The following is a 14,764-nucleotide window of genomic DNA, read 5'->3' as shown; positions in this document are numbered from 1 at the left end:
TCAGTATAAATAACCTTTTTCCGTTAGATCAGGTAATATATTGATCGTTCTGGGGTAAAGAATTGACCGATTGATGCCTACCCCTTCACGGCTCCCTGTGTAATGCCCTCAATGATATATTTTTGCATGAAGAGGAAGAAAATAATGACGGGCATGATTCCTAACACCAGCGCCGGAAGCGCCAAATCCCACTGCTTGGTATATTGCCCGAAAAAGGCGAAGGTCGCAATTGGAATCGTTCGCAGCTCTGCGGACTGCAAGATCAGGGATGGAAGCAGATAGTCATTCCATATCCACAAGGTGTTCAAGATAATGACTGTAACAAACATCGGCTTCATCAGCGGGAAAACTACCCGGAAGAACACGCCGTATCCGCTGGAACCATCTACGGTTGCCGCTTCTTCGATCTCCATCGGAATCGACTTTACGAAGCCGTGGAATAGAAACACGCTCAGCGGAACTCCAAAGCCCAGGTAACAGATAATGAGTCCATACAAGCTGTTGTTAATGCCCATAGATGAAGTTACCTTTACAAGCGGAATCATGATGGACTGAAACGGGATGACCATAGCGGCCACAAACAACGCGAACATGATCCGGTTAAAACGTGTATTGCGCCGCACCATCTGATAGGCGGTCATCGCACTCAACATGGCCAGGAGCAGGTTGCTGACAACCGTCACGACCAGCGAGTTCCAGAAAGCCTTAGGAAAATTCGTTATATCCCATGCCCGTGAATAGTTGCTCCATTCGAATGTGCTCGGAAGACCTGCCGAGTCCGTTAGCAGTTCGCCGAAGGTTTTGACGGAGTTCACGAACAGGAAGTAGAACGGAACCAGGAAGAGCAATGCGATGATCACCATAATGAGTTCTGTGGCCATGGTGTTCAGCCGGTATTTTTTCGTAGACTCCATTTACGCTTCAACCTCCTTGCTCTTCGTAAATCGAACCTGCAGACTGGTTATGATGGCAACCACAATGAAGAAAATGACTGCCTTCGCGGTTCCGAGTCCGAGACGGTTATTCGTATAAGCCTCGTTGTAAATATTCATCGCCACCGACTCGGTCGAACCGAACGGTCCGCCCTTGGTCAAGGAAAGGTTCAGATCGAACATTTTAAAGGACCAGGAGATCGCGAGGAACAAACAAACCGTAACAGCTGGCATGACCAGTGGAATAATGATGGAGCGCAATACCTGCCCTCTGCTCGCACCGTCTATCTCGGCAGCCTCAAGAATATCCTTTGGCACATTGTTGAGCGAGGAAATGTAGATGACCATCAAATATCCGGCCGTCTGCCATACGAAAACGATTACAATCGCCCAAAAGGCAGTCCCTTTTGTTCCGAGCCACGGCAGATTAAAGAATCCCAGATTCGTGGCATTGCCGATCGCTGCAAATCCTTTGACAAAAATAAATTGCCAGATGAATCCGAGCAGCAACCCGCCGATCACGTTTGGCATGAAAAAAATCGTACGCAGCACGTTCCGTGTCTTCAGCGGTTTAGTGAGGAAGTAGGCTAATAAAAATCCTAGCAGATTCGTAAGGATGACACCGAGGATCGTGAAGCGGGCCGTGAACGAGAAGGCATCCCGGAATTTATCATCATTGGTAAAGATGGTAATGAAATTATGAAACCCGACAAAGTCGATTTTGCTAGACACACCATTCCAGTTCGTAAAGGAATAATAAAGCCCCAGAAAGAATGGAATGATCATGATCAGGATGAAAAAAATAGTGGACGGTCCCACAAAAAGAAACTGCTGCAGCAGCGCCGAAGATTTTTTTTTTCGATTCATCCCTTGATCTCCCCTTTTCGTTAAGTAGTTATATGATGTATAGCCATTATGCTGTAACCTGTAAACAATAAACACGGAGAATCATGAACCATTAGGTGTAAAATATTGACCATACGCGTTTATGCTATTTTGATAATCCAGGAGATGATCCTCATGAAGTATCGCAGCATCCAGTCCCGGCTGATCACGTTCATGCTCGCTGTCACAACGATTCCCCTGCTGCTCTCGCTCATCATTACATTTACGCACACGCGAGAGTCTGTGAAGGAGCAGACGGTGAATGAGAATATACGCTTGATTTACCAAGGAGCGACCAATCTGATGAACTATCTGCGCGGCATTGACCGTGCTTCCTTGTCCGTATATTCGGATCCCCATTTTCTAAGCAATCTTGCTCTGGATCCCGATAACCACCGGGTTGTTGCCGAGTTGTATGCTACACTGCAAACCATCGTGACAGGTACACAGGACATTCATCAAATTTATCTTCATAACGCTTTGACCGGACAGTCCACCCAAGTATCCAGTAATCTGCCTCGCAGGGAATTCCGCCAAGAGCCTTATCGAAGAATAGAAGAGTTCGGCCAAGGCAATACGGCTATCGAGCCTGTGCATCAGGTGCATAATTACGGTTTTCCTCCGCGGCCTGCAGATATGCTGGATTTTGAAGTTATCACCTTCTATCGATCCATCACTAACGTACCGTCTCCCGAACAATATGCTCTTATGGCCATCGATGTAAAACTAGACAGTATTTTGGCCATTTGCGATCAACTGTATGCTAAAGGGGAAGAACAGCTATACTTGATTGATGACAGCGGCAGCATCATATACGGTCCGGATGCGGAGCAAAGAGGCCATTCTTTGGACGACCCTGTGCTTATGGAGAAAATCGCCCAAAAGGATAAAGGATATTACGACGGGAAGGATGCCATGATTGTTTACGAGAAGCTGGATTTGCCCTACGCTCCCTGGACGCTCGTGAAAATGATCCCGCACCAGACGCTTTACAAAAATTCAACAGAATTAACGAGCATTAACGCAATTATCGCAATTTTGGCCCTATTCGTTGTCATATTCGGCACACTATGGATTTCCATTCGGATTACAAAACCCATTAAACAACTCACAAGCTATATGAATCAGGTGAAAACGGGACGACTGGATGTCGATATCAACGTTACAAGCCCGGATGAGATCGGGATCCTCTCCCGGCGCTTCCGAAATATGATGGACACCATCAACAATCTGATCCTGCGGGAGTATCGTCTGGAAATTGCCAATAAGACCAACCAGCTGAAAGCGCTGCAGGCGCAGATCGATCCGCATTTTCTATACAATACGCTTCAGTCTATCGGAACGCTGGCGCTGCAGCATAATGTGCCACGGATCTATTCCCTGCTCTCTTCGCTTGCCAATATGATGCGCTACAATATGCGCCAGAGCGAAGGCAGCGTAACCTTGCAGGACGAGATCAACCATGTGCGGCAGTACCTCGATCTCCAGAAGCAGCGATTCCGGGACCAGCTGGAAATCACATGGGATTTGGAACCTGAAAGTCTTACAGCTCCGGTGCCAAAAATGATTTTGCAGCCGATTGTTGAAAATTATTTCAAGCATGGTATGAATACACATGCAGGCACTGGCCATATATCCATAACAACCCGTATCTCAGATGATCGGCGATTGATCATTGTGGTGGAGAATAACGGGGCATCGATGGAAGCGGCAGAGCTTGCCTCTGTACGCGGCAAGCTTGCAGCTGCCTATAATCACCGAAGTGATGAGGACGATGATTCAATTGGTCTCTTGAACGTATGGATGCGTCTTAATCTATACTTTAACGATAAGGCCGAACTAACGATTGAGAATGCAGAACCACACGGCGTCATAGTCACGCTCAATATCAACACACGGGAGAGTGAACAGTAGAGATGAGAGTATTGATCGTTGACGATGAACAGCATGTTCGCGAAGCTATTGGACTTCTGGCGGATTGGGAGCGGCATGGCATTACGGAAATAGACCAGGCGGTGGACGGAGAGGAAGCCGTGCGATTGATCGAGGAGCGCAAACCGCAAATTGTGATGACCGACATGCGTATGCCCCGCATCAATGGAATTGAGCTTCTGACCTGGCTCCATACAACGAAGCCAGATATTAAAGTACTTGTCATCAGCGGATATGATGATTTTGAATATGTACGGCATACGATCCGTTCCGGCGGCATTGATTATATTCTTAAGCCCGTTGACCCTGACAGCTTGAACGAGGCGCTGAGTAAAGCCGTTCAAGCCTGGCAGCTGGAAGAGGAGAAACGACAACAGATTACCAAACAGAATATTGAAATGAATCAAATGGCCCCCTTTTATATGGATCGCCTGTTCTCGGATCTTATCAACGGTTATGGCAGCAGGGAGACCATCGTCTCTCAATTGCAAAACCGTGTCCCCTTGCCTGCAGCCGGGATGGAATGCAACTTAGCCGTTCTTCGCGATGACCAATTTGATGAAGGCTTGCTGTCCAAGTTCCGCAACAAACGGCATCTGCTCTCCTTCACCCTTATTAATATTTGCAATGAGCTGCTTAAGGATCAGGGGATTGCCTTTCGACACATCGATAAACCGGGGGAAGTCATCCTGCTCTGCTGGGATTCGCGACTCCCCTTTAACGACATTCTGGAGAGAATCAATGACGGGTTCTACTCCATTCTTCGCAGGAAGAGCCATTTCGGTGCTGCCAAAATGAACTCCTTCCCCGATGATCTGCCAAAAGCTTATTCAGCTGCCGTCCAGGCTTTATGCAGCCGCAATCTATTGACCGGCAAAAGCAGGATCCACCGTGAGCGGGCCATCGAGAGCGAGAACTCACGCAGTCTGCGGCTCTCCTCCTATGAGGAACAATTTAAACTCGCCGCACTTAGCGGGAGCAAGGACAGGATTGAAGCAGCCACCGAAGAGTGGCTGCGGGATGTGAAAGAACGAGATCTTGTATCGCCTGAGCATCTGGTGAGATGGAATTCAGAATGGGACTGGATTCAATATCATTGGACCGAAAATGAAGTGAAAAGCACGCAGGAACCCGTGGAAGACACTGAAATTTCGCAGGACTTACCGTACGCGCTCCCGTATAGCGAGGAAGGCATGATTTGCTGGGATCGCTGGCGCGAACAGATTAGCGGAAGACTCTATTCTGCATCCCGGGTTCTTACCCAACTTCATTCCAAGGACAATCATATCATTCATGACATTGCCCAGTACTTGGAGCAGCATTATCATGAAGAAATTTCGCTTCAGCAAATTGCCGGCAGATTTTTTCTTAGCAGAGAATATATTTCTCGAAAATTCAAACAGGAATTCGGCGTCACGCTATCTGATTTTCTCGGGCGAATTCGCATCAATAAAGCGAAGACGCTGCTGCTCAATCCCCAGATCCGTATCGCGCAAATCGCCGAGTTGATCGGTTATCAGGACGAGAAATATTTCAGCAAAGTGTTCAAGAAGCTGGAGGGGGTCACCCCGAACGAGTATCGAAAGACTCACATACATTAAGTAAAGAATCATATATATATAAAGGCAAGAATCAGCGTTTACACCATCGCGCTGGCTTGATATTCATTCTTTTGGGTATATTCTATATATTCCCAGACTGTTATCAGGAGGAGATTATATGTATCGTACCAACACGTACCGCTGGTGGAATCTTTTGTTCTTCGCCGGCGTGATTACCGTGAATGTGTTATCAATGGTTCTACCGCTTGGAGGTAGAACGACCGGGGAAATATCCGATATGTATTATACGCCGATCACCCCAGCAGGCTACGCCTTTTCCATATGGTCGCTTATCTATATCATGCTGCTTCTATTCGTTATTTACCAGCTTCGCCGCGATACCGGCAACCGGGATTCCGTCCGAGCCATCGGACCATGGTTTATACTGAGCTGCGTATTTAACATGACCTGGCTTGTGTTATGGCACTATTTGTATATTGAATGGTCTGTCATCGCCATGCTGTTACTGCTGGTGACGCTTTGGATTTTACATGCTCGTACACAAGCGATAAGCTACCCGACGACAGGCGAGAAATGGCTGCTGAAGCTTCCATTCAGTCTCTATATTGGCTGGGTGAGTCCTGCCTTTATCGTCAATGTGGCCATCGTGCTTCAAAAGAATGGCTGGAATCCCTTTGGGATGGACGAAACCACGACAGGAATCGTGCTGCTCTGCATCGGTGCCTTGCTTGCCTTGCTTATCAGTTTGCGGTACCGTGACAGCATCGTCCCCTTGGTTTTCACTTGGGCCTATGTCGCCATTGCAGCTGAGCATCGGGAGACCGACAGTATTTTAATGTCTGCCTTTGTGATTTCGGTCATCCTGCTGGTATATGCTATTTGGCTCTTCTTCACGCGCAATCGAAGAAGCTCCAGATATTAGATCCTATTAGGGATTCTTCATTCCCCTTGCCCCTACTCTTAAGATCTGGTAACTTCTTTACCAAAAAAACAAGAGCTTTGCCGATACCGGCAAAGCTCTTGTTCTATAAAGCAGGGTTCTCATTTAGTTCTTAACAGCGATAACCTCAATTTCAACCAAACCGTCCTTTGGTAAACGGGCAACCTCAACCGCACTTCTTGCAGGATAAGGCTCAGAGAAGAAACCGCCGTAAATTTCATTTACTGCTGCGAAATCATTCATATCCTTCAGGAATACCGTGGTTTTCACCACTTGATCCAGGCTTGTGCCGGCCGCTTCCAGGATCGCTTTCACGTTGCTGAGCGAAAGCTTTGCTTGTTCTTGAACACCCTCGCCGAATTGTCCTGTTTCCGGATTGAGCCCCAGTTGGCCTGAAGTATATACAAATCCATTAATTTCTACAGCTTGGCTGTATGGCCCAATAGCTCCTGGAGCTTTCTTTGTTGATATGATATTTTTACCCATCATGAGTCACCCTTTCTATGTATTCCTATATGTGTACATTGTAATCTGCCGTGGGGGACTCTGGCAAATTTAATCGGCTGCATCACCTAACACATGTATAACTTCGTTCGTGTAAACATGATAACCCTTCATATCCGCCAGCCCGATATTCACCATGGACTTGGCCACCTTCAGGGCAGGAACAGCCCGATATGGGGCCAGCTTTGGTCCCTTGAAGGCAAAGTCAAATGTGGTCATTAGCATGGAAGCAGCCCGCTCTACAAACCGCTGCTCGGGTCTCTCTCCCAGCAGTAATGACGGTCTAAACACATGCAGCCCCCAAAACCCGATCCCGGCCAATCCTTCTTCAACCTCTCCCTTGGTTCGAAGATAGAAATTACGCACCTTAGAGTTAGCACCTACAGAGCTGACAGACAGAAATTGTCTCACTCCATGCTGCTTCGCCAGTTCCGCGGTCTTCATTACATAATCCACGTCAACTTTACGGAACTGCTGCTGAGAACCGGCCTTCTTTATCGTTGTTCCCAAACAGCAATACACACTGTGTACGCCGGCAAAAGCGTTGCTGTATTGATCGAGCTCTTCCCAATTCACGAGGATGGGCTTCAGTTTAGGATGTGTGACATCCGGAAGTCTTCGCACAAGAACACGAACCTCTTCTATCTCCTCACGATCCAGAAGCTCAGCGGTCACTAAACGTCCTACAAGCCCCGTAGCCCCGACTACGAGTGCAACCATTCCCACCACATCCCCTCCTGTTCTATCCATCAAAAATTTCCTTTTGAACTCATTCTACACCCCACCCGAATCAAGTCAATATCACGTTTAAAAACGAAATTATTATGTTGATTCGCAGCAGCTTTAAAGAGGTCCCAAACCTAAAAAAAGAGTGCAAATCAGGCTCGATTTGCACTCTTTTTCCATGAAAATATAAGGTTTATCAGCGGCTTCCATTCCCTGCGGAGCCAGCCGAAGGATTTGCCGGTGTCCCCCGCCATAAGACCCTCAGAGGATGTTGTCACCCGCTGACTATCAGTGATTGGGAGAACTTCCTCATGGGTCAACTCATAGTATCCCAAATGATAGGTGCTGACCATATCTCCGTGTAAGGTAAACACCTTGCCGTCACGAATATCGAATACTTTACCGGTCACAGCCGGGGATTCCAACATGATTCGTTCTGCCTCCCTCATTGTCCTTATGGATTAGTCACGAAATCTTGAACTCCAATTCTTATATTCGCGCTCTGCGTCATCTTTTGTATGTCCGTAGCGCTCCTGCAGCTTGCCTACCAATTTATCCTTTTCCCCGGAAATAACATCGAGGTCATCATCTGTCAGCTTACCCCATTGCTTCTTCGCTTCGCCCTTCATCTGCTCCCATTTACCTTTAAATACGTTGCTATCCATAAATATCAGCTCCTCATAGTAAAATGAAATGATGAATTGTTAAATGCCTGTACTTGTGTTTACCCCGCGGGCGTTTCCCTGAATCCTGACAATCCCTGCCAACCCTGATGTTTTCTATTTTGAGCGCGGCCAGTTGAGGATAAGAATGGTTCATAGAAAGAGGCAGCTGAAATCACTCCTAACCTTCGCATATCAAAAAAGAGAGACTGTATACCGTCAAAAGTATACGGTCTCTCTGAGTTTATCTACGAACTGTTTCAAGAATTATGTAACAGCACAGCCAGCCAAATCTGCACTAGCGGATCGAAAGGGCCTTCTTGTCTCTTTTCATATAATTGACGAACATTCCCGCATAATCAGGGTCCCACTGGGTTCCCCTGCCGGCTTCAAGAATATTCAATGCATCTACAGATTTCATTCCACTGCGATAAGGCCGGTCTGACGTCATGGCATCATAAGCATCAGCCACAGCAATAATACGACCGAACAAAGGAATTTCCTTCCCCTTCAAGCCATCAGGGTATCCTCCACCATCATAACGCTCATGATGGGAGCGTACTCCCTCCAAATAAGGAGCCATAGCATCAGCAGGCTCGATCTGAAGCAGGATGTTCTCTCCTTGCGCCGGATGGGCTTTCACCAGATCGAATTCCTCTGCCGTGAGTTTCCCTTCCTTCAACAGAATATTATCCCGAACTCCAATTTTGCCGATATCATGAAGCAATGCCGTCTTGTGCAATAGATCGACTTGCTCTTCGTTTAGTCCTGCCAGTCGGCCGATTAAAACTGCATATTCCGCCACCCGAAGTGAATGTCCTGCCGTGTAGGGGTCCCTCGCATCCAGTGCCGCTGCCAGTGCAGCAAAATAACTGTCCAGCAGCTTGCGATTCCGCTCCTCCCGCATTTGCAATCCGCGCACCATCATATTAAAACCTGCGATCAAGGTGGAGAATTCGTCGGAATACAGATTGGATGTCTGAATCAAACGCCCTTCCTTAATCTCATTCATCGCCCGGTACAGCTGCCGGATCGGCCGCTGGAGATCCTGCGTTAAGAGCAAGGCGCCAACATAAGCAAATCCGACACCAAGCAGCAATATAAACCCGGCCCAGCCCCAGTACTGCTGAGCTACGATCTGACTTAGACCCTCCAATCGGATCTGGACAGCCAAACTGAACAAAAACAACGGGAAGGTGCCGATCAGCATCGTACTTAGCAGAAACTTCGTTCGAATGGCCATAAATACATGACCCTCAAGGGAAAAATCCACACCATACCGCGATAACGCCTGCCTCCGGATCTCCTTGATCAGCGGACGGACAGCTGCTATGGTCAGAAAAAATTCAATCATGGCATGACAGCTGGCAAGCAAAACCGCCCCAAGAGAAGCCAACCAAATATAAAATGGCGGAAAACTTAACTTTCCCTGCTCCATCATCCAAATGGTGAGTAGAATGGCTGGAATAGACAAACCTAATAAATGGGGTCCGAATATACGATATACCGCCAGACGCGGCATACGATGTATACTCAAATAGGCTTTTTCCAGTGTATCCAGACTCGTATTGGTTTCGTCGAAGCCTGCATGAATCGGACGTAGATGCCGCAGAAAGACGATCAGCTCCGAGGCAATCATCACCATGAACGATATGGCCAATATGACCATGAGACGTACGCCTTCTTCAAAAGAAATCTCCAGGGTCGTTACCATTAATACGCCACCCACAACAAGCACAGCCGCCATGGACCCGATCATATAGTTTCGGATCAGCTGTTTAAGAAATGACTTATACAGTTGCATGGAACGCCTACTTTCATATACAGATAATAAACACCCGCAAGATCTGTGTGATTCCATACGTATTCGACATGATGTAACAGATTTAAGAGTTGATCAACACCCTATTCAAGAAAAAACTGTTAATATGAATATCGTTGGATTTCCAAAAAAAATCAAGCTATTTTAGGTAACATTTCAAGATTCATTTGATTGTATTTGCTAATGTCAGATTTTTATGATATAATATTTCATTGTTACATGAAGTTTAACCCCGTTAGTTCCTCGAAACATAGCTATTAACATCTCTGTTGAAGTGCAAATTCCTATTTTATGACCCTAGAGTAAGAGTTTTACGGAATGGTTTTCTGATTCACACTGGAGCGGTCATCGGAGCCGCAAGGACGGAAGAGAGGCAGGGCTTTTGTCGTTTTGGAAGCAAAGATTCTTAAAAGAAACTTCAAATTGGAACCAACTGTAGCCTTAATAGGCTGTCAGGGGTTAAATTTTATATGCGCTTTTCGCGCTCTATGAAGGACTTGGCCAGTGCCAGGTCCTTTTTCCATATATTAAGCTCCAGTTCTGGCTCTCAATAACAAAAGACCAGTGACGGTCGCCTAATGACCTGCATATGATACCGGAGACGATCAGTATTCGGAAGGAGCGTGCAGTCTTGAAAAAAAAGAAAAAGAACTCATCAACTTCGGCCTCTTCTAACTCCCCATTCAGGGTCGACCCCAGTACCAGAGAACTCGATATGTTGATGCGTGGTAAAGGACGCAGTACCGAAGTAGAAAAATCAACAGAAACAGATACCGATAAAGAAGCCCATATTCTTTCAACATTACCTCTTGCTGATCCGGAAGAGGATCTCATTGGCATTATTGAATTAAGGCAGCAAAAAAGCGAGGAAGTCACCGATCCTATAATAAATGGCGAAACTTTTGCTATACAAACAGAAGATGCTGCAGTATCTGACACCTTCACAGTAACTTCTGAACCCACCCCGGCGGTTCCTGACTCTCCCATCGCAGTTTCTGAATCCCCGCCATTGTCTTCTGACCATTTGACGCTATCTTCCGATCCTCCTTCTCTGCCGAACACGGAAATCGAACCGGAGCAGTTGATTCTTGAAAAAGAAATGCCCGAAATTAAGGGAGCATTTATATTTACAGAGGACATAGGTGAATATGCCATAACCGAGAACCGGATCGCATCCAAGTCGGTTACGGCTTCCAAGCTTGCTCGTGGAGCGGTCGGTCCTGAAGCACTGCAAGACTATAGCGTTTCCAGCCTTCACCTTGCAGACGAAGCAGTGACTTCGAGCAAAATTGCTCCATTATCAGTCACGGGCGAGCATCTCATGGACGGAATCTTATCGACGCGCAAATTCAGGGACGGCTCGGTCAACGCAAGCAAAATCAAGGATGGCAGCATTACCACCCAAAAACTGGCGGACCATGCCGTTGAAGGAAAGAAAATAGCAGACGGAGCTATTACGGCTAGGCATCTCGAGCAGCTGCTCGTATCGACGGAACTGCTGGACGACCAATCTGTCATAGGAGAAAAAATCGCATCAAGCGCCGTAGAAACCCGGCATATTTCCAATGAGGCGATTCACACTTCCAAGCTTGCCGACAATGCCGTCACGTCATCCAAAATTCGCGACGGCGCCATCACCGGAAACAAAATAGCCGATAGCGCCGTGGACGGCTCCCATATACAGCAGAAATCCATTAACAGCGACCATCTCGTCAGCAGGGCCGTGACATCGGAGCATATTGCCAAGGGAAGCATCGGCCCCGACCAAATTGCTATTAGAGGCATTGGCGCCGACCATATTCAGAATGGATCGCTGGGCGCCCGCCATCTGGAAGATGGGGCAATAGGGCCTGATCAGATTCTGCCCGGTTCCGTCGGTCCCAATCAGATTGACATCAGTGCCGTGTCCACCCGTCACCTGAGCGATTCCAGCATAACGAGCTCCAAACTTGCCGATCAATCGGTCCATACGGCAAAACTGGTCGAGCAAGCTGTTACTGCATCAAAAATCGCAGATCAGAGTGTTCTCCCGAGTAAGATTTCCAATGAAGCTGTACAAACGCGTCATCTGGCTAAAGGGGCCGTGGAATCATCCCAAATCGCTTCGGAGGCTGTTCAAGCCCGGCATCTCTCTCAAGATGCAGTGAAAGCAAAACATATCGCAATTGGCAGCATTCTGCCGCAGCACTTTGCTCCGGAAAGCGTGCTCGGGGCGGCCATCCATTCCAGAGCGATCGGAGAGCAGCACATGGCCGACCGTTCCATCGCGAGACAGCATCTTCAGCGAGAGTCGGTTGGGGAAGAACAGCTTGCACCCGAAAGTGTAACGAGCAGCAAGCTGGCGTTGGGCTCGGTTGGCGGTAGCATCATCAGGCAGAGCGGCGTAACTTCCAGCAATATCGCAAGCCAATCGATTTTGCAGCAGCATCTGGCCGCGGACAGCGTCGGAGCACATGCCTTACAAGACGGAGCGATCCAATCGTCGCATTTGACCAACGGTTCGGTTGGCAGCTGCCATTTGCAGACCGAGAGCGTAGGAACAGAAGCGCTCGGACGCGGAGCGGTAACGAGCGACAAAATTGCCGAAGGCAGCATTATCGAATCGTCTATCGGCGAAGGGGTTATTGCACCTCGGCATCTGGCAGATCATGCTGTTACGTCTCTGAAGCTGTCACCGGAAAGCGTGTCGACCGACAAGCTGGTGGATCTTTCCGTTACGTCGTCCAAACTTGCCGAGGGCAGTATTACTGGTGACAAAATAGCTTCCCAAGCCATCCGTTCCACCCACCTGTCAGCCCATTCCGTGGCCAAGGAAGCCATTCAGAATGAAGCCATTACCTCAGACAAAATTGCCCAACAGGCGGTGGAGGGAGTACATCTTGGACTGGAGTCCATCCTGGGCAAACATATCACACAGCAAGCGATCCACGGCTATCATTTAAAAAAGAAATCCATTACGCTAAACCATCTGGCTGACGAAAGCCGTTCGGCCGACATGCTGTTTGCCGACGGGAGTATTCCCGGAGCGAAGCTTAAATCGCAATCGATTACGGAAGATCACCTCACGCCTTCATCCGTATCGGGGACGGCATTAAAAACAAACGCCGTTAGCGGAGAAAAAATCAAACCGCTCTCCATCTCGACAGTGCATCTCCAAGAAGCGAGCGTCCTATCGGAAAATCTTGGCGATGAGGCGGTCCAATCCCGGCATATTGAGAATGTTGCCATAACCGATCGGCATATAGCGCCAGGCTCGGTCAGCGCACAGCATATCCAGAACGAAAGCATTGAATCATCACACCTTGTAGACGGTATCGTTCTCTCCCAGCATATTGCCGGAGAATCGATCCATGGAGACCATCTCAGCGAAGGGGCTGTCGCATCCAAGCATATAGAGTTATTCTCTATTCAGAGTCACCATCTCGCACCTTACTCCGTCAACATGGCCCATCTGGCGGATCAGTCTGTCGGCCATGTCCACTTGCAGCCGGATAGTGTCGGGGGTGATCAATTGCAACCCGGGTCTGTGAAATCAAGGCAATTGGCAGAGGGCGCCGTTCTCCCCCATCACTTGCAGACGCACAGCATCAGCACGAAGCATATTGAAGCTGGCGCGATTACAACGGAGCTTATTCAGGATAATGGGGTTACGGGAGCTAAAATTGCCTATGGAACGATTACCGGTTCGAACATTGCGGCGGGTTCTTTGAACGGCTCCAAGATTGCCGAGAGCTCTATCGAGAGTAAGCATCTAGGACCCGACGCCTTTGATAACTTCAACCTGGCTAATGGTTCTGTTACGGGAAGCCAAATCGCCAAGGAAACCATCACGGGAGCGAACATTGCGGCAGGTTCTTTGAATGGTTCGCAGATTGCCGAGGGCTCCATTGAAAGCCGCCACCTCGCACCGGGCGCTTTTGATAACTTTACTCTCACTGAGGGCTCTGTAAGTGGAAGCCAGATCGCGGAAGGTACTATCACCGGCGCGAACGTGGCTGATGGGTCCCTAAACGGGGCGCAGATTGCCGAAGGCTCCATCGAGAGCAAACATCTCGCACCGGGCGCTTTTGATAACTTTACACTCGCTGAGGACTCTGTAAACGGAAGCCAAATCGCCAAGGGTGCTATCACCGGCGCGAACCTGGCCGACGGGTCTTTGAATGGTTCCCATATTGCAGAGGGCTCCATCGGAAGCCGCCACCTCGGACCCGACGCTTTTGAAAACTTCATCCTGGCCGCCGGATCAGTATCCGGAAGACAAATCGCCAAGGGTACCATCATTGGCGCGAACGTAGCCGATGGCTCCCTAAACGGTGCCCAGATTGCCGAAGGCTCCATTGAGAGCAAGCACCTTGCACCGGATGCTTTTGATAACTTTACTCTCGCCGAGGGATCAGTAACGGGAAGCCAAATCGCTGAAGGCACCATCACCGGCGCGAATGTGGCCGAGGGATCGTTGAACGGGGCGCAGATTGCCGAAGGCTCCATCGAGAGCAAGCATCTTGCACCGGATGCTTTTGACAACTTTACCCTGGCCGGCGGATCTGTATCCGGTAGACAAATCGCCAAGGGCACCATCACCGGCGCGAACGTAGCCGACGGATCCCTGAGCGGGGAACAGATTGCGGAGGGGTCCATTGAGAGCAAGCACCTTGCACCGGATGCTTTTGATAACTTTACTCTCGCCGAGGGATCAGTAACGGGAAGTCAAATCGCTGAAGGCACCATCACCGGCGCGAATGTGGCCGAGGGATCGTTGGACGGTTTGCAGATTGCTGAAGGCTCCATTGAGAGCAAGC

Annotated in this window: 11 protein-coding genes; 4 read left to right on the top strand and 7 right to left on the bottom strand. The window is 48.6% G+C overall.

The genetic code is table 11. The features are described 5' to 3' along the window. Positions 1-77: 77 nt before the first annotated feature. Complete coding sequence (locus ABEQ74_RS27790; RefSeq protein WP_430125433.1) at positions 78-914, bottom strand: carbohydrate ABC transporter permease; 837 nt, start codon at positions 912-914, stop codon at positions 78-80. Next, the gene (locus ABEQ74_RS27785; RefSeq protein WP_430125432.1) at positions 915-1,799 is read right to left on the bottom strand and encodes a carbohydrate ABC transporter permease; all 885 of its coding nucleotides are present in this window, start codon (positions 1,797-1,799) and stop codon (positions 915-917) included. 153 nt (positions 1,800-1,952) lie between these two features. On the opposite strand from ABEQ74_RS27785, the gene ABEQ74_RS27780 reads away from it, so the two are divergent. The 3 genes from ABEQ74_RS27780 to ABEQ74_RS27770 all read left to right on the top strand — a co-directional run bounded on the left by ABEQ74_RS27780 (position 1,953) and on the right by ABEQ74_RS27770 (position 6,233). Next, positions 1,953-3,731: a cache domain-containing sensor histidine kinase gene (locus ABEQ74_RS27780; RefSeq protein WP_430125431.1), complete on the top strand. Its 1,779-nt coding sequence runs from the start codon at positions 1,953-1,955 to the stop codon at positions 3,729-3,731. A 2-nt stretch (positions 3,732-3,733) separates the two neighbouring features. Then, complete coding sequence (locus tag ABEQ74_RS27775) at positions 3,734-5,350, top strand: response regulator transcription factor (RefSeq protein WP_430125430.1); 1,617 nt, start codon at positions 3,734-3,736, stop codon at positions 5,348-5,350. A 118-nt stretch (positions 5,351-5,468) separates the two neighbouring features. Beyond that, positions 5,469-6,233, top strand: coding sequence for a tryptophan-rich sensory protein (locus ABEQ74_RS27770; RefSeq protein WP_430125429.1), 765 nt, complete (start codon positions 5,469-5,471; stop codon positions 6,231-6,233). A 123-nt stretch (positions 6,234-6,356) separates the two neighbouring features. On the opposite strand, the gene ABEQ74_RS27765 is transcribed toward ABEQ74_RS27770, so the two are convergent. From ABEQ74_RS27765 to ABEQ74_RS27745, 5 genes are all read right to left on the bottom strand, one after another. Continuing rightward, the gene (locus ABEQ74_RS27765) at positions 6,357-6,737 is read right to left on the bottom strand and encodes a RidA family protein (protein WP_430125428.1); all 381 of its coding nucleotides are present in this window, start codon (positions 6,735-6,737) and stop codon (positions 6,357-6,359) included. Between the two features lie 69 nt (positions 6,738-6,806). Continuing rightward, positions 6,807-7,481 carry an NAD(P)H-binding protein gene (locus ABEQ74_RS27760; protein ID WP_430125427.1) on the bottom strand — a complete coding sequence of 225 codons (675 nt, stop codon included), beginning with the start codon at positions 7,479-7,481 and terminating at the stop codon, positions 6,807-6,809. Between the two features lie 152 nt (positions 7,482-7,633). After that, positions 7,634-7,909: a hypothetical protein gene (locus ABEQ74_RS27755; protein ID WP_430125426.1), complete on the bottom strand. Its 276-nt coding sequence runs from the start codon at positions 7,907-7,909 to the stop codon at positions 7,634-7,636. A 33-nt stretch (positions 7,910-7,942) separates the two neighbouring features. After that, a complete protein-coding gene (locus ABEQ74_RS27750; protein ID WP_430125425.1) occupies positions 7,943-8,146 on the bottom strand; it encodes a CsbD family protein in 204 nt (67 codons plus the stop codon). Positions 8,147-8,441: 295 nt separating this feature from the next. Next, a complete protein-coding gene (locus ABEQ74_RS27745; RefSeq protein ID WP_430125424.1) occupies positions 8,442-9,947 on the bottom strand; it encodes an HD domain-containing phosphohydrolase in 1,506 nt (501 codons plus the stop codon). A 649-nt stretch (positions 9,948-10,596) separates the two neighbouring features. Here ABEQ74_RS27745 and ABEQ74_RS27740 point away from each other — a divergent pair. Beyond that, positions 10,597-14,764: hypothetical protein (locus tag ABEQ74_RS27740; RefSeq protein WP_430125423.1), on the top strand; the 4,168-nt coding region annotated here is incomplete at its 3' end.

This window comes from Paenibacillus solani (assembly GCF_050475945.1).
GTDB lineage: Bacteria > Bacillota > Bacilli > Paenibacillales > Paenibacillaceae > Paenibacillus_AQ > Paenibacillus_AQ solani_A.
The sequence above is the reverse complement of the archived record's forward strand: the minus strand, read 5'-3'. Positions and strand labels throughout refer to the sequence as shown.

Bases quoted from the DNA above. Each gene is read 5' to 3' on its own strand.
- ABEQ74_RS27790 (WP_430125433.1), bottom strand. From the start codon at position 914: ATGGAGTCTACGAAAAAATACCGGCTGAACACCATGGCCACAGAACTC.
- ABEQ74_RS27785 (WP_430125432.1), bottom strand. From the start codon at position 1,799: ATGAATCGAAAAAAAAAATCTTCGGCGCTGCTGCAGCAGTTTCTTTTT.
- ABEQ74_RS27780 (WP_430125431.1), top strand. From the start codon at position 1,953: ATGAAGTATCGCAGCATCCAGTCCCGGCTGATCACGTTCATGCTCGCT.
- ABEQ74_RS27775 (WP_430125430.1), top strand. From the start codon at position 3,734: ATGAGAGTATTGATCGTTGACGATGAACAGCATGTTCGCGAAGCTATT.
- ABEQ74_RS27770 (WP_430125429.1), top strand. From the start codon at position 5,469: ATGTATCGTACCAACACGTACCGCTGGTGGAATCTTTTGTTCTTCGCC.
- ABEQ74_RS27765 (WP_430125428.1), bottom strand. From the start codon at position 6,737: ATGGGTAAAAATATCATATCAACAAAGAAAGCTCCAGGAGCTATTGGG.
- ABEQ74_RS27755 (WP_430125426.1), bottom strand. From the start codon at position 7,909: ATGTTGGAATCCCCGGCTGTGACCGGTAAAGTATTCGATATTCGTGAC.
- ABEQ74_RS27750 (WP_430125425.1), bottom strand. From the start codon at position 8,146: ATGGATAGCAACGTATTTAAAGGTAAATGGGAGCAGATGAAGGGCGAA.
- ABEQ74_RS27745 (WP_430125424.1), bottom strand. From the start codon at position 9,947: ATGCAACTGTATAAGTCATTTCTTAAACAGCTGATCCGAAACTATATG.